We start from the raw sequence: 16,298 nt of genomic DNA, 5'->3' as shown, positions 1-16,298 counted from the left end.
TTCAGAGGAGGCCGCGCTGGAGTGCCGTGGTTACGGCGGCGGTGCGGTCGGAGACGCCGAGTTTGCCGAACACGCGCAGCAGGTGGGTCTTGACGGTCGTTTCGCTGATGAACAGTTCACGGCCGATTTCGGCGTTGGTCAAGCCGCGGGCCACCAGCGAGAGCACCTGGGTTTCCCGCGGGGAGAGCGATTCGGCGACCGGCGCGCGCAGGCGGGTGACCAGTCTGGTGGCGACCGAGGGGGAGAGCACGGTCTCGCCGCGGGCGGCGGCGGCGACGGCCCCGAGCAGGTCCGCGCGGGAGGTGTCCTTGAGCAGGTACCCGGCGGCGCCGGCCTCGACCGCGCGCACGATGTCCTGGTCGCTCTCGTACGTGGTGAGCACGATGATGCGCGCCTCCGGCCGGCCGGCCAGGATGCGGGTGATCGCGCTGACGCCGTCCCCGCCGGGCATGCGCAGGTCCATCAGCGTGACGTCGGGCTTGAGGTCGCGGTCCCTGATGACCGCCTCGTCGCCGGAGCCCGCCTCGCCGGCCACCGTGATGCCGGGATCCGCGTCGAGCATGCCGCGCAGGCCCTCCCGGACCACCGGATGGTCGTCCACGATCATCACGCGGATCATATGGTCACCTGGAGCGAGGTGCCGAGGCCGGGGGAGCTGGTCACGGTGAGGGTTCCGCCTTGCTGTTCGATCCGGGCGCGCATGCCGCGCAGGCCGTACCCGGACGCCCTGCCGGGGTCGAAGCCGGTGCCGTCGTCCTCCACGAGCAGGGTCACGTCGTCGGGGCAGTAGCGCACGCGCACGCGTACGGAGGAGGCGGCGGCGTGGCGGCGGACATTGGCGAGGGCCTCCTGGGCGGAGCGCAGCAGGACCACCTCCGTGCTGGGCGGGAGCGGGCGGGATTCGCCGTCGATGGTGCAGGCGACGGTGACGCCGCCCTCCTCGCAGAGGCGTACGGACAGGCGGCGCAGGGCGTCGTCGAGGGTGGAGCCGTCCAGGGGCACGGGGCCGAGGGCCGCGACGAGCGCGCGGGCCTCCGCCAGGTTCTCCCGCGCCGTCTGGATTGCCAGGTCCAGGTGGCGGGCGGAGTCGGGCTGCGCCTGGGCGGCCTGGATGAGCATGATGATGCTGGTGAAGCCCTGGGCGAGGGTGTCGTGGATCTCGCCGGCCAGGCGTTCCCGTTCGGCCAGCGCGCCGCTCTCGGCGGAGAGCCTGGCCACCTCGGCCCGGCTCGCCTCCAGCTCCTCGATCAGGCAGGCCCGGTCGGCGCTCTGGTGGATGATCCGCGAGATCCACGGCCCGAACACGAGCGCGAAGGTGATCGCGATCAGCGTCGAGCCGGCGAACAACAGGATCTGGTCGAGGCTCAGGCCCGGCTCGGTGAGGAAACGCATCGCGGGGGCCAGGTTGAGGAGCAGGGTCGCGGCCACCGCGCGCCGCCCGCTGAACAGCATGAACACCTGCGGGCCGAGCGCGAACAGGCAGAAGCAGGCGGCCGGGACGAGCAGGGCGGCCGGGACGAAGGCCACCAGGATCAGCCCGAAGTACCAGACCGCCCGGTGGCTGTCGTCGTCGTCCTCCCTGATCGCCGGGCGGCCGAGCAGCAGGTACCCGGCCGCGCACAGCACCAGCAGCGCCACCACGATGGCCCGGATGTGCAGGGCGTGCGTGTCGCCGGCGATCACGAAGACCACGGAGACGAGCCAGGACAGCCCGAACAGGGTCTCCCAGCCGCGGAAGGACCTCCAGGCGTCGCCCTGCTCGGGCCGCCGGCCGAGGAAGGCGACGCTGTCGTTCATCCGTCCCGCCGGCTCTTCCATCTGAACGTTGTCAGGCACAGCAGCAGACCTCCGATGACCCAGGCTCCCAGAACCAGGGCAACCCTGCCTAGCTCGTACGAACCGGTCAGCTCCAGCTGAGCGCCCTCCGGGCCGAGGAAGACCGAACGCAGGCCCTGGCACATCCACTTGAGCGGGAACACCGAGGAGATGTTGATCAGCCACGGCGGCAGCTGGGTGAACGGGATGTAGACGCCGGAGATGAACTGGAGCACCACGAACGGCATCGTGATCACGGCCGCCGCGCTCTTGGCCGAGCGGGGCACGCTGCTGGCCGCGATGCCGAGCAGGGCCGCCCCCGCGAGCCCCAGCAGCAGCACCCAGACGAGGGTGACCCAGCGGGAGAAGTCGGAGGGCAGCTCCAGGCCGTACAGGATGACACCGACGGCGAGCAGGATGGCCACTTCCAGCAGCGAGATGACCAGCACGCTGAGCATGCGCCCGATGAAGTACGCGCTGCGCGGCATGGGCGTGCCCGCCAGCCGCTTCAGGGTGCCGTCCTCCCGGTCGATGGCGATGCCGATGCCCATGTTCTGGAAGGCGGCCCCCATCACGCCCGCGCCGATCAGGCCGGCGGTGTAGACCTGCGAGACGGTGATGCCGGTGCCCTCGAACTGGTCGGAGAAGATCGACCCGAACAGCACCAGCAGGATGATCGGGAAGGAGAACGTGAAGATCACGCCGTCCTTCTCGCGGAAGAACATCTTGGTTTCGAGCCCGGCGCGGGAGACGCCTAGGGCGAGGGTGTCAGACATGGGGGGCCTCGATCAGGGTCAGGTAGATGTCCTCAAGGGTGGGGCGGGAGACCGCCAGACCGGGGATCTCGCCGTCGAAGCGGTCCGCCAGCTCCTGGACCAGCCGCGTCGGGGTGTCGGTCTCCTCGCTGCCGCCGAGCCAGCTCACCCGGGCCTTGGCGGAGGACCGGCCGCCTAACGTGGCGGGGTCGCCCTCGGCCACGATGCGGCCTTTCGCGATCACCGCGACCCGCCCGGCGAGCGCCTCGGCCTCGTCCAGGTAGTGGGTGGTGAGCAGGATCGTGGTGCCCTCGGCGGCCAGGCCCTTGATCAGGTCCCAGAACTGCCGGCGCGCCTCCGGGTCGAAGCCGGTGGTCGGCTCGTCCAGGAAGAGCAGCTGCGGGTTGCCGATCACGCCGAGCGCCACGTCCACCCGCCGCCGCTGGCCGCCGGAGAGTTTCCTGACCCGGACGTCGGCCTTCTCGGTGAGCCCGACCTTGGCGATGACCTCGTCGGGGTCGCGGGACCTCGGGTAGTAGCCGGCGAAGTGCCGGACCATCTCGCGGACGGTGAGTTCGGCCGCGTCGTTGGCGGTCTGCAGGACGATGCCCAGCTTCGTCCGCCACTCCCGGGTCGGCTTCTGCGGATCGGTGCCGAGCACCAGGACCTCGCCCGCGTCGCGGGTGCGGTATCCCTCCAGGATCTCGACGGTGGTCGACTTCCCCGCGCCGTTGGGGCCGAGGATGGCGAACACCTCGCCCTGTTTGATCTCCAGGTCGATCCCCGCCACGGCTTGCACGTCACCGTAGCGTTTGGTCAGCCCCTGGACATGAATCGCTGTCGTCATGGGTCAAGCGTCCGCCGCGCGCGGCTCGCGCGGCACCATCGGCCGACCGACGCGGCTGTCCTCCATCCGGAGGACAGCGCGCTACTGCGCGGTGGTGAGCCCGCCGTCCACGAAGAGCACCTGCCCGGTGATGTACCTGGCGGCGGTGCCGGCCAGGAACACCGCGGGAGCGGCGATCTCCTCCGGCGTGGCCCAGCGGCCCAGCGGCACCGAGGCCACCGTCGTGTCGCCCGGGTTCTCCCAGAGCGCCCGGTTGAGGTCGGTGGCCGTCCACCCCGGGCACAGGCAGTTCACCCGTACGCCCCGGGACGCCCACTCCAGCGCCAGCGACTTGGTCAGCGCCACCACGCCCGCCTTCGCCGCCGAGTACGGCGCGAGGAAGGGCGCGCCCTTGGCGGCCGCGGAGGCCACGTTGATCAGCGTGCCGTCGCCGCGTTCCAGCAGGTGGCCGGCGACCGCGTGGCTGACCGCCATGGCGGAGTCGAGGTTGAGCCTGATCAGCTTGTCCCAGCCGGACAGCCGCAGATCCTTGAACTCCACGATGAAGTTGGAGCCGCCCGCGTTGTTGACCACGATGTCCAGGTGGCCGAGCGCGTCGATGCCCTGCTGTACGGCGGCCGGAATGGAGTCCCGGTCCATGACGTCGCACGGGATGACGGCGGCCTGGCGGCCCAGGGCCTCGACCTCCTTGGCGACCTCGGCGAGCGTGTCCGCGGAGCGGGAGACGAGGGCCACGTCGGCGCCGGCCGCCGCGTACGCGAGCGCGATGGCCCGCCCGATGCCGCGGGACGCGCCGGTGACGAACGCCTTGCGGCCGGAAAGATCGAATGCCTGTTGCACAGCCTCTTTATACCCCTGTGGGTACCTCTGTGGGCAATGGCAGAGCCCCCGGGTTGATCCGCCGGACGATCTCGGTGAGCACGATCCGCACGTACGGCTCGCCGACCCACAGGTGCTTCGCCCCGTCGACGCCGACGACCTCGGCCTGCGGGACGCGGGCGAACCGTTTGGCGGCCTCCTCCGGTCGCAGGTAGTCGTCGAACTCGGGGACGAGCGCGGTGAGCGGGCGGCCGAACTCCGCCCAGGCGTCCAGGTCCGCGTCGGTCGCGCGGCGCAGCGGGGGAGAGAGCAGGATGGCGCCCTCCACGAGGGGGTCGCGGCCCCACTTGAGCGCGAGTTCGGTGCCGAACGACCAGCCCACCAGCCACGGGCGCGGCAGGTCGTGGAAGTCGGCGTACTCCAGGGCGGCGGCCACGTCGAAGCGTTCGCCCTCGCCGTCGCCGAACGCGCCCTGCGAGGTGCCGCGCTCGGAGGCGGTGCCCCGGGTGTTGAAGCGCAGGACGGCCAGGTCGGCCAGGGCGGGCAGCCGGAAGGACGCCTTGCGCAGGAGGTGGCTGTCCATCATGCCGCCGTGGGTCGGCAGCGGGTGCAGGCAGACCAGGGTGGCGACCGGGTCCCGCTGCGGGAGCGCCAGTTCGCCCACGAGGGTCAGGCCGTCGCCGGTCTGCAGTTCGATGTTCTCCCGCTTCGCCGGAAGCACGGTGGACGCGCGGATCTCCATGAATGCCTCTCTCAGTACCTGCTGCGGCCGGGTCCGCGCTTGATCCGGTTGCGCCAGCAGGCCGTGTGCCAGTGCCGCCGCTCGCCCTCGCCGCCGGACCAGTTGGGCCAGCTGACCAGATGCGCCATTCCTACCCGGATCTCCTGATCGCACCCCGGGCACCGGTAGACCTTATCGGCCGCGCCGCCGACGATCCGCCGCACCTGCCACTCACCGTCGGGCCACTCCTCGACCTCGCCGATGCCCAGGCGCGCCGCCGGCCGCTCACCGAAGCCGGGACCCTCGTCCCGCCGTTTCGCCCGGCGCGGGCTCATCGTTCCTCCACAGTAAAGAGGGTATTTCACCGATTCGGGGTGAGGTCGCCGGTGCTGCGCACCCCGGCCGCGACCAGGCGCTCCAGCAGCGGCGCGGGCGCGAACGACGGCTCCCGGTACTCGGCGTACAGGGCACGCAGCCCATCCCGTACGGTCTCCAGGCCCAGCCGCTCCAGCATCTTGAACGGGCCCTGCGGGTAACCGCAGCCGAGCTTCATCGCCGTGTCCACGTCCGCGAACGACGCGTACCCCGACTCGACCATCCGAACGGCGTCGTTCAGGTACGGCAACAGCAGCGCGTCCACCACGAACCCCGCCCGGTCGGCGCAGGCCACGGGTACCCTGCCCACCACCCGGACCAGATCCCGCGCGGCGGCGGCGACCTCCGGGGCGGTCAGCACGGTCGAGGCCACCTCGCCCACCCGGTCCCCGGCCAGGTGCAGGCCCACGACCCGGTCGGGATGCGGGAGCCGTACGGCGGCTTCGACCACCGGCGGCGGGCAGATGGCGAGGACCACGTCGGCGTCGTCGGGGATGTCGCCCGCGGTGGCCTTGAACCCCGCCGCGTCCAGCCGTTCCAGCAGGTGCTCCGGATGCGGGCCTACGATGCCGACCGAGGTCACGGCCACCTTCGGGCCTTCGTCGAGGAGGGTGGGCGTCTCCGTACGCGCGTAGAAGCCCTCGCCGGTCTTGCGGCCGCGCCGTCCGGCGGCGACGAGTTCGCGCAGCAGCGGGGAGGGCGCGTGCCGGCGATCCTTGGTCTCGTGGAAGAGCACCTCGCAGATCTCGTACGCGGTGTCTAGGCCGATCAGGTCGAGCAGCTGGAACGGCCCCATCGGCAGCCCCGCGCCCTCCCGCATCGCGACGTCGATGTCGTCGCGGCCCGAGACGCCCTCGCCCAGCAGCCGGCAGGCGTGGTTGAGGTAGCCCAGCAGCAGCCGGTTGGCCACGAACCCGGCCCGGTCCCCGACGGTGATCGGCGTCTTGCCGAGCCGTACGGCCAGGTCGGCGATCCGCGCGGCGAGGCCGTCCGCGGTCAGCACGGTCGTGACGACCTCGACCAGCTTCATGACCGGCGCCGGGTTGAAGAAGTGCATGCCGACCACCTGGGACGGCCGGGAGGTGCCGGCCGCGATCGTGGTCACCGACAGCGAGGAGGTGTTGGTCGCCAGCACGGCCGACGGCTTGCAGATCCGGTCCAGGTCCGCGAAGAGCGCCCGCTTCAGCTCCATGACCTCGGGCACGGCCTCGACCACCAGATCGACGTCGGCCAGCGCGCCCCGGTCGGGCGTCAGCGTGATCCGGTCCAGGATGGCCGCGCGCTCCTCGGCCGCGAGCCTGCCCCGGTCGACCGCCCTGCCGGTGGACAGCTCCAGATGCCCGCGCCCCCGGCCCACGGCGGCCTCGTCGACGTCCACGCCCACCACGCGCAGCCCCGCCCGGGCGAACACCTCGACGATCCCGGCGCCCATGATCCCCAGCCCGACGACTCCGACCGTCTCCACCGTACGCCTCCTCGGGTTACCACTCAGTAGTCTCCCAGAGTGTCCTGGTACAGCCACGCGCGCGGGTAGGGTTGCGGGTCATGCGGCTGGTCATCGCGCGGTGCAGCGTGGATTACGTGGGAAGACTGACGGCCCATCTCCCGATGGCGCCCCGGCTGATCCTCATGAAGGCGGACGGCTCGGTGTCGATCCACTGCGACGACCGGGCGTTCAAGCCGCTGAACTGGATGAACCCGCCGTGCAAGGTCCGCGAGGAAGAGGGCCAGTGGACGGTCACCCAGGGGAAGACCGGCGAGAAGCTCATCCTCACCATCGAGGAGATCCTGCACGACTCCAGCCATGAGCTCGGCGTCGACCCCGGCCTGCAGAAGGACGGCGTCGAAGCCCACCTCCAGGAACTGCTGGCCGAGCACATCAGCACGCTGGGCGCGGGCTACACGCTGGTCCGGCGCGAGTACATGACCGCGATCGGCCCGGTCGACATCCTCTGCCGCGACCAGAACGGCGGCACGGTCGCCGTCGAGATCAAACGCCGCGGCGAGATCGACGGCGTCGAACAGCTCACGCGCTACCTCGAACTCCTCAACCGGGACCCCCTCCTGGCCCCCGTCCGGGGCATCTTCGCCGCCCAGGAGATCAAGCCCCAGGCCCGCGTCCTGGCCACCGACCGCGGCATCGACTGCGTCACCCTCGACTACGCGGCCTTGCGCGGTATCGAACCGGAAAATCCCACCCTGTTCTGACGTTATTTATGGGTGGGTACGGCGTAATGAGTGCAAATCCATTCACGAACGACCGGTAACGGCCTTCCGGCGGTTTTTCTCCACGTTTCCGTCCTCTTCGGCGAGGCGGCTGGAGAGTCTCCACGCACCTGGGTGACGGCGAGTCGTCGCCGGACGTGATGGCCGGTGACGTGGTCGGCCTCCTTGCCGCAGAAGGCGCGGAAAACCCGTTTCCTATGCCTCGGGCGACTGGGGCCATGAAGAGGTGGTGACTCCAAGTTCCGTTTTGTGCTGTTGCTGTCACCATATTTCTCTACGATATGCCTCACTGATTCTCGCCAGGAGGCATGATGTCCGTCGAGGCGACGGCCGACAATTATGTGGCTCCGCGAAGGTCGGTTCTATCGAACGCGACGCGATATCTCTGCGCTGCCGCCTATATAGACGCGGAGTTCCGCGATCGTGTCATCGACGAACTGCTCGGAGACCCCCACCGTGCCGTCGCCCCCTCCTACGGCGGGACCAACGTTCAACCGGTGCTCTCGCACTGCCTGCGCGCGAGACGGCTCACGATCATCCGTGACTCGGTCATCACGTTGCTGCTCTTCATGGCTCTGCTGCTCAATCCGGCAGGAGCGCTGAGCACGCTGTACCTCGTGCTGCCACTCGCGATCCTGGCCCTGCCCCTGGTGCGCCGCAACCGGACACTGCGGATCGTTGTGATCATCTGGGCCGCCTGGACCGCGCTCACACTCGTCGCCGCCGCCTTCGTGGCCATGCTGGTGGCGACGGTCACCAGCGGACTCCGATCGAACCCGTTCCCGTCGTCGCTGTCCCCGGCGCCGAGCCTGGAGCAGTCGATCGCCGAGGACCTGGCCACCCTCGGCACGATTTTCGTGATCGGCTCTTTCGTCACCGCCATCGCCTACTGGGTGTTCCAGTACGTCCTGCTCTCCAGCGCGTTCCGGCCCGGAGACTCCCACCATGCGCCCTCGGAGACGCACGGGGTACACCGGGATCGCCAGCACTACGTCAACACCGCGCAGTGGGGAAACCTCACCCTCTACGACGGTGAGGATCCCTTCATCGGAGCCGGGCCGACCAACCGGACCTGGTCGATAGTGGTCGAACTCGACCGTCGCCGCTCGGCGCCCGGCGCGATCTCCGGCGCCCGCCGCAACGTCACCGTCGACCCCGTCGAACTGCACCGGTTCATCCGTGAGCGGCTCACCCAGATGCGGGACGACGTGGTCAACCCGTACGAGAGCATCTCGCGGCTGCTCGTCAGCGATCACCTGACCACCCGGGGGACGTTCCAGCGCGCCGACTGGCGGGCCATGCACCCCCGCCAGCCGTGGCTGGACCAGAGCCATCCCATGATCGATTCCAACGGCCTGCCCAAGTACGCGCTCGACGAAGAAGCGATCGCGGCGGTGATCCGGCATCCGCAGGGCGCGCTGCGGTACTACCAGCGCGTGACCGTCGGCGCGGAGGGCCCGGCGATCACCAAGGCGGACGGTGAGCCGGTCATTCCGGGCATCGATCGTGAGATCGACATCTCCGCGTTCATCTACCTCGCCGTCGAGGGCCGCATGATGTACACCCAGTTCGTCGTCGCCGTACTGCCGCCGTGCAAGCGTGAGTACCACGTCATCGACGTCCTGCCGGCGCTGTCGGTTCCGCAGGTCGCCTGGCGGGCGCTGCGGGCGATCAGGCTGAACCTCGCAGGGGAGGTCCTGTTCGCCCCGTTCCGCCTGGTCCGCCTGCTCGCCACAGAGTTCAGGAACGCCGCGTCCAGGCCGCGCCCCGAGCGGTTCCTGGCGTATCCGTTCGGCGCTCGGCAGAGCGTGCGCGAAATGGGCGCCGAAGCCGAGCCGACCACGTTCATGCAGGTCCTCGACATCGACAAGTACAGCAAGCTGATCTCGCAGCGGCTCACCGAGGCCGTGCTCGACTTCCTCGAAGACCGCGAGATCGACACCGCCGCCTACCGGCAGCAGGCCGCCATGATCGTGAACTACGGCGCCCTGATCACCGGCGGCCAGGTCACCGGCCCGGTCGCCGCCGGGGCCAGCGCCCAGGCAATGCAGACCCAGGCAGGAGCATCGTGACCGAACCGGCCAACTACGGCGTCACCATCTCGGGCGGCAACATCTCCGGACCGGTCGCGGCGGGAGACCATGCCCGGGCGGTCCAGAACATCAGTCAGACCCCCGCGGCGGACGATCTCATCGCCAGGATCGAAACGCTGCTGACCCGCCACGGGCGGCAACTCGACGATCCCGCCGGCGCCCACGCCGACCTGCGCCGCATCGGCTCCGAACTCGCCCTGCCCAACCCGGACCACACCGTCATCGGCTCACGATTGGAGCGCCTGGCGCAGAGAGTCGCCTCCATCGCGGTCCTGGCCGAAGCTGTCGCCACCCTCGCGACGCTCCTGCTCCCCGGTTCCTAGATCTCGGCTCCTAGATCTCGGGTTCCGTCCGGGTGGCGAGGCTGTACGAACGGGCGATCGGCGTCCAAAGGTCGACGAACTCCCGCTTCGCTCGGGTGGCCCGCTCGGACTCCCTCTCCCCGCGCCGGAAGTTGGTGTCGCCCGCCCCCGCGCACCCTTTCCTGGCCCACCGCAGGAAATGAAACGTCGGCCTGGTACGAGGCGTCGAGGGCGCGAACCAGCGCCCTCTTCAACTCGGCCCCGCCGGGGATGTCGTCGACGACCAGCGTCCGGCTGCGAGCGAGTTGCTCGCGCCGGGACTCCGTCACCGTGGCGACGGTCCGCGTGGCGGACCGGACGGACGTGCAGTTCAGCAGGGACTGAAGCGCGGACCCGAGCCGGCCCCGACTGGCGCGGCTGGAATCGAGAAGCACATCGACTTCCGTCGCCTGAGCCGCAGCCTCGTTCCAGACGGACCGGGTCTCCTCCACCGCCACGGCTGTGGGCGAACTCTCCGTCGGCGCCGTGACCCCGCCCGCGTCATCCGCGGCCACCCCGTCGTCGCCGGATCGCGTGAACCACAGCGCGCCCGCCGCCACGGCCCCCGCCACGACCACCGCGCCCAGCGCCCGCACCAGCCGCCCGCGCTCAGGCCGCGAACGCCGCCGTACCGGTACGGCCTGCGCCTCGGGAACAAGGCTCGCACCACATCGAAGGCAGCGAACCTGCTCGGCCGTCTCGGTGCCGCAGACGTGACAGCGCATTCCGACACCTCCCATCACAATGATGGATGATTCGAATACGCACTGTCAGGGGAACGCCCCTGAACAGACAACGGCCAGCTTCCCTCAACGCCGTAGGTCCGTGCATGCGGCGCGTGCATGGCGGCTGGAGGCGGTGGAAGTTACCGTGGGCCGGGTGCAGCTGTATTCGCGAGTGGCCGGTAGCGGTGTGCCCTTGGTGCTTCTTCACGCGTTCCCGTTCTCTTCGGCGATGTGGCTGGGGCAGCGTGAAGGGCTGGCGTCGCATTGCCGGGTCATCACCCCGGATCTGCGCGGGTTCGGCGGCTCCCGTCTGGGTGACGATCAGCCGTCCCTGGACGCGATGGCGGACGACGTGGCCGAACTGCTCGACGCGGAGGGCATCGACCGGGCGGTGATCGGCGGTCAGTCGATGGGCGGGTACGTGACCATGGCGCTGTGCCGCCGCCATCCCGACCGGGTGCGGGCGGTCATCCTGGCCGACACGAAAGCCGCTCCCGACACTCCGGAAGCGGCCGCCAATCGCGAGAAGACCGCTCAGCGCGTCCTGTCCGGCGAAACCCTGGCGGACACGGTCCCCAACCTCGTCGGCTCGACCACGCTCACCAGCCGCCCGATGGTTCTCGGCCGGATTCGCGGCCTCGTGCAGTCCGCACCGCCCGACGCCGTCGCCTGGGCCTCCCGCGCCATGGCCACCCGCCCCGACTCCTTCGACACCCTCCGCTCCCTGAGAGTTCCCGCTCTCGTCCTGGTCGGCGAAGAAGACCGGCTCACCACCCCCGCCGACGCCGAAGCCATGCGCGACGCCCTCCCCACCGCCCACCTGGAGATCCTCCCCAAAGCCGGCCACCTCTCCGCAATCGAAACCCCCGAATCCTTCAACCACTCCCTCACCGACTTCCTCACCCGACTCCAGCAGCTCTAGCGGATCGACCGGCCCTGACAGATCGACCGGCCCTGACAGATCGGCGGGCTCTGAGAGATCGACCGGCTCTGAGAGTTCGGCGGGCTCTGAGAGTTCGGCGGGCTCTGAGAGATCGACCGGCTCTGAGAGTTCGGCGGGCTCTGAGAGATCGACCGGCCCTGATAGATCGGCGGGCTCTGAGAGATTGACTGGCCCTGAGACCGCCTGGCTGCTCTTGGCGCCGGTGCGGCGAGACGCGTCACCTGCGTTAACGGCGCCGGATAACGGCGCGAACCCGACAATTGATCAGTTGGCAGTGAATTCAGCCTGGACTGTAATACAGTTACGGCTGTACTGTCCGAGGTGTGCTGACGACCGCGACGCGTATGGACGCGATGGCCCGCCTGGGCAAGGCCCTGGCCGACCCCACCCGATGCCGCATCCTGATCGCCCTGCTGGAAGGGCCCGAGTATCCGGCCCGGCTCGCCGAGCGGCTGGATCTGACCCGGTCGAATGTCTCCAACCACCTGGCCTGCCTGCGGGGCTGCGGCCTGGTGGTCGGCGTCGGGGAAGGACGCCAGACCCGGTACGAGATCGCCGATCGGCGGCTGGCCCGTGCGATCGACGACCTCCTCGGAGTGGTTCTGGCGGTCGATTCGGGCGCGCCCTGCCTGGACGACGAGCCGGGAGGAGCCTGCTGATGGCCGCTCTCGCTCCGGAGTTGACGGCAGGACGGCGGACGGTGCTGCGGCGGCGGGTACGACTCCTGGTCGCCGCGACCATCGTCTACAACGTCGGAGAAGCCGTAATCGCCCTGACGGCGGGCACGGTCGCCTCGTCCGGCGCGCTGATCGCGTTCGGCCTGGACTCGGTGGTCGAGGTCGCGTCGGCGCTCGCCGTGGCCTGGCAGTTCTCCGGCCCGGACCACGAGTCCCGGGAGCGGACCGCGTTAAAGGTGATCGCCCTGTCCTTCTTCGCCCTGGCCGCCTACGTGGGCGCCGATTCGGTCTGGGCACTGGTGAAGGGGGAGACGGCGGAGCACTCCACGGTCGGCATCGTGCTGGCCGCGGTGAGCCTGGCGGTCATGCCGCTGCTGTCGGGAGCGCAACGCCGGGCCGGACGGGAACTGGGCTCCGCGAGCGCGGTCGCCGACTCCAAGCAGACGCTGCTGTGCACGTACCTGTCGGCGGTTCTGCTGGCCGGGCTGGTCGTGAACACGCTGTTCGGCTGGTCATGGGCCGATCCGATCGCGGCCCTGGTGATCGCCGCGATGGCGGTCAAGGAGGGCCGGCAGGCCTGGCGCGGCGAAGCCTGCTGCGCTCCGGCAGTCGCGTCCGCGGCCGAGGACGGTCGCGAGCCCGGTTCCGCATGTTGCGCCTCTCCGGCGGGCTCGCTCGTGACCGGCGACGGTCGTGCGGCCGGTTCCGCGTGCGGATGTTGCGCGTAGGGCACGGAGGAGGGCCAGCCGGTCGGGTGGTGTCGCGCCGGCGATGGGGGCACGGGCGTAATGCGGCGGTCATGGAGATAACACAACGGCCGGCGCCTCCCTCTGCGCCGGCCGTGGGTCTTCCTCCCTCGGGGTGTTGCCCCTAAAGACTCTTTAACCATGACGTGGTTCCGGCGTGCGATGTACCGATTGGGGTGGCCGGTACCGGTCAGTGGCCGGAATCTGCCAAGGTAGGGGTATGTGGGAAGCGATCGGCTTGTCCGGGTTGGAGGAGCGGCTGTACCGCCTTCTGCTGCGCGATCCCAAGTGTTCTCCCGAGGAGTCCACCCGGCGGCTGGAATCGTCCCACGCTGACGTTCGGGCCGCTCTGGCCCGCCTGCAGGAGCTGGGGCTGCTGGAATCGGACGGACCGTATGGGTACCGCCCGGCGGATCCGCGGATCGCGCTGTCGTCGGCGATCCGGCGGCGGCGGGCGGAACTGGACCGACTCGCCATGGCGGCCGAGGAACTCGCCACGGACTTCCAGGAGGGCCTGCTCCGGGCCGACCCCGGCCGGGTCATCGAGGTCGTCGAAGGGTCGGAGGCGGCCGGCCGCCGGGTGGTCGAGCTGCTGGCGGGGGCCACCCGCGAGGTGCTCGCCCTGGACGCCCCGCCGTACGCGGCGACGGGGACGTCGCTGGGGGCCGAGGAGGCCGCGCTGGCGCGCGGGGTGCGCTGCCGGGCCATCTACTCCTCGATCGTCCTGGACCTGCCGCAGAAGCTGGACGAGATCCGCCGGATGACCGGCCTGGGCGAGCAGGCCCGGGTGCGCTCCCGGGTCCCGATCAAACTGATCCTGGTGGACGGCCGTACCGCGCTGCTTCCGCTCACCGACCACGAGGAGGGCGCCCGCTTCACCTCCGTCGTGGTGGGCCGCAGCGCCCTCACCAACGCCCTGGTCGCCCTCTTCGAGACCCTGTGGCGGGAGTCGTCGCCCGTCTGGGGCGCCTCCGCGGCGGCGCACGGCGACGGCGTCGACCAGCAGATCCTGGAACTGCTGTCCGTGGGCATGAAGGACGAATCCATCCTCCGCCAGCTGGGCATATCCGAACGGACCCTGCGCCGCCGGATCGCCTCGCTCTTCGACCGCCTCGGCGCCACCGGCCGTTTCCAGGCCGGCGTGCAGGCCGCCCGTAAAGGCTGGATCTGACTTAAGGGGCGAACCGAAGAAGCGGAACCTAACGGTGAATAGTTCGGGAACGTGACAAATGCCCGGCAGATCGAGATCTGCCGGGCATTTGTTCAGCGTGTAGCCGTCGCCCCGAGGAAAGAGAGTCCTACTCCTGCCACCACTCGGCGTCGTCGTCCGCCTTGGGAGCGGGCGGAGCCGGCTTCGGCGCGGGCTTCTCGCTGACCGGAGCGGCGGACAGGGCCGGCTTGATCGGAGCGGCCACCACGGGGGCGGGCTCCGGGTCCATGCCGGGCAGGGCCGCGCCGCCGAGCAACTGGCGGAGCTGGGCCAGGTGGCTGGTGATGCTGTCCCGCTGGCGGGTCAGCTCGTCGACCTGGCGCTGCATGTTGGTGCGGGTCCGCTCGGCCTCGGCCTTCGCGTCGCTGACGATCGACTCGGCGCTGGACTTGGACTCGGCGACCAGCTGGTCGGCGTTCTTGCGGGCGTTGGCCAGGAGCTGCTTGGCGTGGGTGTCGGCCTCGCGGCGGGTCTGGTCGGCCTGCTGGGTGGCCTTGGTGGCGCGCTGCTCGGCGGTGGCGGCGCGCTGCTCCGCCTCGGCGACCAGCTTCTGCGTGTTGGCCTGCGCGGTGGCGTGACGCTCGGCCTCCTGGCGCTCGGCCTCCTCGCGGCGGGCGGCCAGCTGGATCTCGAACTCGGCCTCGTCCTGGGCCCGCTTGGCCTCGGACTCCTCCAGGACCCGCTGCGCCTGGGCGCGCATCTCGTCGGCCTGCCGCTTGGCGGTGGTCAGCACCTCGTCGCGCTCCCGCTTGGTGGACGCGCGCAGCTGGGCGACCTCCCGCTCGGTGGTGGTGCGCAGCTTGGCGATCTCACGCTCGGCGTCGGCGCGCTTCTCGGCGACCTCGTGATCGGCGGTGGCGCGGAGCTTGGCGACCTCACGCTCGGTGGTGTTGGTCAGCTCGTCCGACTCGCGCTTGGCGGTGGAGCGGATCTCCTCCGCGTCCCGCTCGGCGGTGGTGCGCATCTCGTCGGCCTCGCGGGTGGCGAGGGCGCGCTTCTCGGCGGCCTCGTTCTCGGCGGCGGCGCGGACGTCGGCGGCGTCCACCTTCGCGGCGGCCTTGATCTCGTTGGCCTCGGACCGGGCGGCCTGGACCAGCTCGGTGGCCTGCTCCTCCGCCAGACGCAGCAGCTGCTCAATGCGGGCGCCCAGCCCCGAGTAGGTCGGGCGCTCCTGCTCCTGGAGCTGGCGCTGGGAGTCGGAAAGATCCCGCTGAAGGGCGGAGACCTGCTCCCGGGCCTGACGCAGGTCGGTGTCCAGCGTCTTCAGGTGGTCGTGGACCTGGTGCCGGTCATAGCCGCGGAGCACCACGTCGAATTCCCGGGAGGGGGCGTCTTCAAAGAAATTGTTCAACTGGGCGTCGATGTCGGACTGCATGAGGCTCGATCCTGGGTTGTCGAGACGGCTACACGGGCCGGACGGGGGGTTTCGGACATCCGAGGCGAGGAGCCCATTGCGGGATCCACGTCCGGTGGTAGGCCAGCGTACTCCGGTGCTGCCGTGTTGTCGGCCTCCTCGGACTTTCTGCGCTACTTGTTACGTATGAACCTTTCTTGTGTTTGCTCAATGCCTCGGTGTCTCGACCAGCTCTGTTAGGACTCCTCCCACATCCTTGGGATGGAGAAACGCAATAGAGGCACCCATAGAGCCGTGACGTGGGCGTTCGTCGATGAGACGCACTCCCTTGGCGGCGATGTCCGCCATGGCCTTGGCCACGTCGGCGACGCCGTATCCAATGTGATGCACGCCCTCCCCGCGCTTGCTCAAATACTTCCCCACGGCGGTGTCCGGGTGCAGGGGTTCGAGCAATTGAATGTACGATGCCCCGCCGTCGCCGTCGGCCACGTGCAGCATGGCCTCCCGGACGCCCTGCTCCTCGTTCACCTCGCGGCTCACGACCACCAGACCGAACGTCGACTCGTAGAACTCGATCTTCTCTTCGAGGTTGTGACACGCGATGCCCACGTGATCGATCCGCTGAAACACTGAGTCCATCCTCGTCGTCCC

18 protein-coding genes are annotated in these 16,298 nt (G+C 70.0%); 7 read left to right on the top strand and 11 right to left on the bottom strand.

The window, feature by feature from the left end:
- Position 1: 1 nt before the first annotated feature.
- From Aph01nite_RS26690 to Aph01nite_RS26655, 8 genes are all read right to left on the bottom strand, one after another.
- The gene (locus Aph01nite_RS26690; protein WP_204043743.1) at positions 2–619 is read right to left on the bottom strand and encodes a response regulator; all 618 of its coding nucleotides are present in this window, start codon (positions 617–619) and stop codon (positions 2–4) included.
- On the bottom strand, positions 616–1,836 hold the full coding sequence (locus tag Aph01nite_RS26685; RefSeq protein ID WP_204043742.1) for a sensor histidine kinase: 1,221 nt from the start codon (positions 1,834–1,836) through the stop codon (positions 616–618). Before Aph01nite_RS26685 ends, Aph01nite_RS26690 begins: the two co-directional genes overlap by 4 nt.
- Positions 1,794–2,591, bottom strand: coding sequence for an ABC transporter permease (locus Aph01nite_RS26680; protein ID WP_204043741.1), 798 nt, complete (start codon positions 2,589–2,591; stop codon positions 1,794–1,796). The genes Aph01nite_RS26685 and Aph01nite_RS26680 overlap by 43 nt, the downstream gene beginning before the upstream one ends.
- Positions 2,584–3,417 carry an ABC transporter ATP-binding protein gene (locus Aph01nite_RS26675; protein ID WP_204043740.1) on the bottom strand — a complete coding sequence of 278 codons (834 nt, stop codon included), beginning with the start codon at positions 3,415–3,417 and terminating at the stop codon, positions 2,584–2,586. Before Aph01nite_RS26675 ends, Aph01nite_RS26680 begins: the two co-directional genes overlap by 8 nt.
- Before the next feature lie 81 nt (positions 3,418–3,498).
- Positions 3,499–4,257 (bottom strand): SDR family NAD(P)-dependent oxidoreductase, encoded by a 759-nt coding sequence (locus tag Aph01nite_RS26670; RefSeq protein ID WP_204043739.1) that lies wholly within the window; start codon positions 4,255–4,257, stop codon positions 3,499–3,501.
- 7 nt (positions 4,258–4,264) lie between these two features.
- Positions 4,265–4,978 carry an alpha/beta hydrolase gene (locus Aph01nite_RS26665; protein ID WP_204043738.1) on the bottom strand — a complete coding sequence of 238 codons (714 nt, stop codon included), beginning with the start codon at positions 4,976–4,978 and terminating at the stop codon, positions 4,265–4,267.
- Positions 4,979–4,989: 11 nt separating this feature from the next.
- Positions 4,990–5,292, bottom strand: coding sequence for an Rv1322 family protein (locus tag Aph01nite_RS26660; RefSeq protein WP_204043737.1), 303 nt, complete (start codon positions 5,290–5,292; stop codon positions 4,990–4,992).
- A 26-nt stretch (positions 5,293–5,318) separates the two neighbouring features.
- Positions 5,319–6,797: a 3-hydroxyacyl-CoA dehydrogenase family protein gene (locus tag Aph01nite_RS26655; RefSeq protein WP_275419293.1), complete on the bottom strand. Its 1,479-nt coding sequence runs from the start codon at positions 6,795–6,797 to the stop codon at positions 5,319–5,321.
- Between the two features lie 80 nt (positions 6,798–6,877).
- Here Aph01nite_RS26655 and nucS point away from each other — a divergent pair, with 80 nt between their 5' ends.
- The 3 genes from nucS to Aph01nite_RS26640 all read left to right on the top strand — a co-directional run bounded on the left by nucS (position 6,878) and on the right by Aph01nite_RS26640 (position 9,974).
- Positions 6,878–7,540: an endonuclease NucS gene (gene nucS, locus Aph01nite_RS26650; protein ID WP_204043736.1), complete on the top strand. Its 663-nt coding sequence runs from the start codon at positions 6,878–6,880 to the stop codon at positions 7,538–7,540.
- 515 nt (positions 7,541–8,055) lie between these two features.
- Entirely contained in the window at positions 8,056–9,630 is a 1,575-nt protein-coding gene (locus tag Aph01nite_RS26645; RefSeq protein ID WP_204043735.1) for an AbeC-like domain-containing protein, read from the top strand.
- Positions 9,627–9,974: a hypothetical protein gene (locus Aph01nite_RS26640; protein ID WP_204043734.1), complete on the top strand. Its 348-nt coding sequence runs from the start codon at positions 9,627–9,629 to the stop codon at positions 9,972–9,974. Before Aph01nite_RS26645 ends, Aph01nite_RS26640 begins: the two co-directional genes overlap by 4 nt.
- On the opposite strand, the gene Aph01nite_RS26635 is transcribed toward Aph01nite_RS26640, so the two are convergent.
- The gene (locus tag Aph01nite_RS26635; protein ID WP_204043733.1) at positions 9,971–10,717 is read right to left on the bottom strand and encodes a hypothetical protein; all 747 of its coding nucleotides are present in this window, start codon (positions 10,715–10,717) and stop codon (positions 9,971–9,973) included. The two genes, Aph01nite_RS26640 and Aph01nite_RS26635, sit on opposite strands and share 4 nt — an antisense overlap.
- A gap of 196 nt (positions 10,718–10,913) precedes the next feature.
- On the opposite strand from Aph01nite_RS26635, the gene Aph01nite_RS26630 reads away from it, so the two are divergent.
- The 4 genes from Aph01nite_RS26630 to Aph01nite_RS26615 all read left to right on the top strand — a co-directional run bounded on the left by Aph01nite_RS26630 (position 10,914) and on the right by Aph01nite_RS26615 (position 14,254).
- Positions 10,914–11,639 carry an alpha/beta fold hydrolase gene (locus Aph01nite_RS26630; RefSeq protein WP_239161998.1) on the top strand — a complete coding sequence of 242 codons (726 nt, stop codon included), beginning with the start codon at positions 10,914–10,916 and terminating at the stop codon, positions 11,637–11,639.
- 344 nt (positions 11,640–11,983) lie between these two features.
- The gene (gene cmtR, locus Aph01nite_RS26625) at positions 11,984–12,319 is read left to right on the top strand and encodes a Cd(II)/Pb(II)-sensing metalloregulatory transcriptional regulator CmtR (protein ID WP_275419292.1); all 336 of its coding nucleotides are present in this window, start codon (positions 11,984–11,986) and stop codon (positions 12,317–12,319) included.
- Positions 12,319–13,065 carry a cation diffusion facilitator family transporter gene (locus Aph01nite_RS26620; protein ID WP_204043731.1) on the top strand — a complete coding sequence of 249 codons (747 nt, stop codon included), beginning with the start codon at positions 12,319–12,321 and terminating at the stop codon, positions 13,063–13,065. The genes cmtR and Aph01nite_RS26620 overlap by 1 nt, the downstream gene beginning before the upstream one ends.
- A 238-nt stretch (positions 13,066–13,303) precedes the next feature.
- Positions 13,304–14,254 (top strand): LuxR C-terminal-related transcriptional regulator, encoded by a 951-nt coding sequence (locus Aph01nite_RS26615; RefSeq protein WP_204043730.1) that lies wholly within the window; start codon positions 13,304–13,306, stop codon positions 14,252–14,254.
- A gap of 127 nt (positions 14,255–14,381) precedes the next feature.
- On the opposite strand, the gene Aph01nite_RS26610 is transcribed toward Aph01nite_RS26615, so the two are convergent.
- On the bottom strand, positions 14,382–15,668 hold the full coding sequence (locus tag Aph01nite_RS26610) for a DivIVA domain-containing protein (RefSeq protein ID WP_204043729.1): 1,287 nt from the start codon (positions 15,666–15,668) through the stop codon (positions 14,382–14,384).
- A gap of 186 nt (positions 15,669–15,854) precedes the next feature.
- A complete protein-coding gene (gene mce / locus Aph01nite_RS26605) occupies positions 15,855–16,277 on the bottom strand; it encodes a methylmalonyl-CoA epimerase (protein ID WP_204043773.1) in 423 nt (140 codons plus the stop codon).
- Positions 16,278–16,298: the final 21 nt, after the last annotated feature.

The organism is Acrocarpospora phusangensis (genome assembly GCF_016862995.1).
In the GTDB taxonomy this organism is placed as follows: domain Bacteria; phylum Actinomycetota; class Actinomycetes; order Streptosporangiales; family Streptosporangiaceae; genus Acrocarpospora; species Acrocarpospora phusangensis.
The sequence above is the reverse complement of the archived record's forward strand: the minus strand, read 5'-3'. Positions and strand labels throughout refer to the sequence as shown.

Bases quoted from the DNA above. Each gene is read 5' to 3' on its own strand.
- Aph01nite_RS26665 (WP_204043738.1), bottom strand. From the start codon at position 4,978: ATGGAGATCCGCGCGTCCACCGTGCTTCCGGCGAAGCGGGAGAACATC.
- Aph01nite_RS26620 (WP_204043731.1), top strand. From the start codon at position 12,319: ATGGCCGCTCTCGCTCCGGAGTTGACGGCAGGACGGCGGACGGTGCTG.
- Aph01nite_RS26690 (WP_204043743.1), bottom strand. From the start codon at position 619: ATGATCCGCGTGATGATCGTGGACGACCATCCGGTGGTCCGGGAGGGC.
- Aph01nite_RS26610 (WP_204043729.1), bottom strand. From the start codon at position 15,668: ATGCAGTCCGACATCGACGCCCAGTTGAACAATTTCTTTGAAGACGCC.
- nucS (WP_204043736.1), top strand. From the start codon at position 6,878: ATGCGGCTGGTCATCGCGCGGTGCAGCGTGGATTACGTGGGAAGACTG.
- Aph01nite_RS26660 (WP_204043737.1), bottom strand. From the start codon at position 5,292: ATGAGCCCGCGCCGGGCGAAACGGCGGGACGAGGGTCCCGGCTTCGGT.
- Aph01nite_RS26675 (WP_204043740.1), bottom strand. From the start codon at position 3,417: ATGACGACAGCGATTCATGTCCAGGGGCTGACCAAACGCTACGGTGAC.
- Aph01nite_RS26680 (WP_204043741.1), bottom strand. From the start codon at position 2,591: ATGTCTGACACCCTCGCCCTAGGCGTCTCCCGCGCCGGGCTCGAAACC.
- Aph01nite_RS26615 (WP_204043730.1), top strand. From the start codon at position 13,304: ATGTGGGAAGCGATCGGCTTGTCCGGGTTGGAGGAGCGGCTGTACCGC.
- Aph01nite_RS26635 (WP_204043733.1), bottom strand. From the start codon at position 10,717: ATGCGCTGTCACGTCTGCGGCACCGAGACGGCCGAGCAGGTTCGCTGC.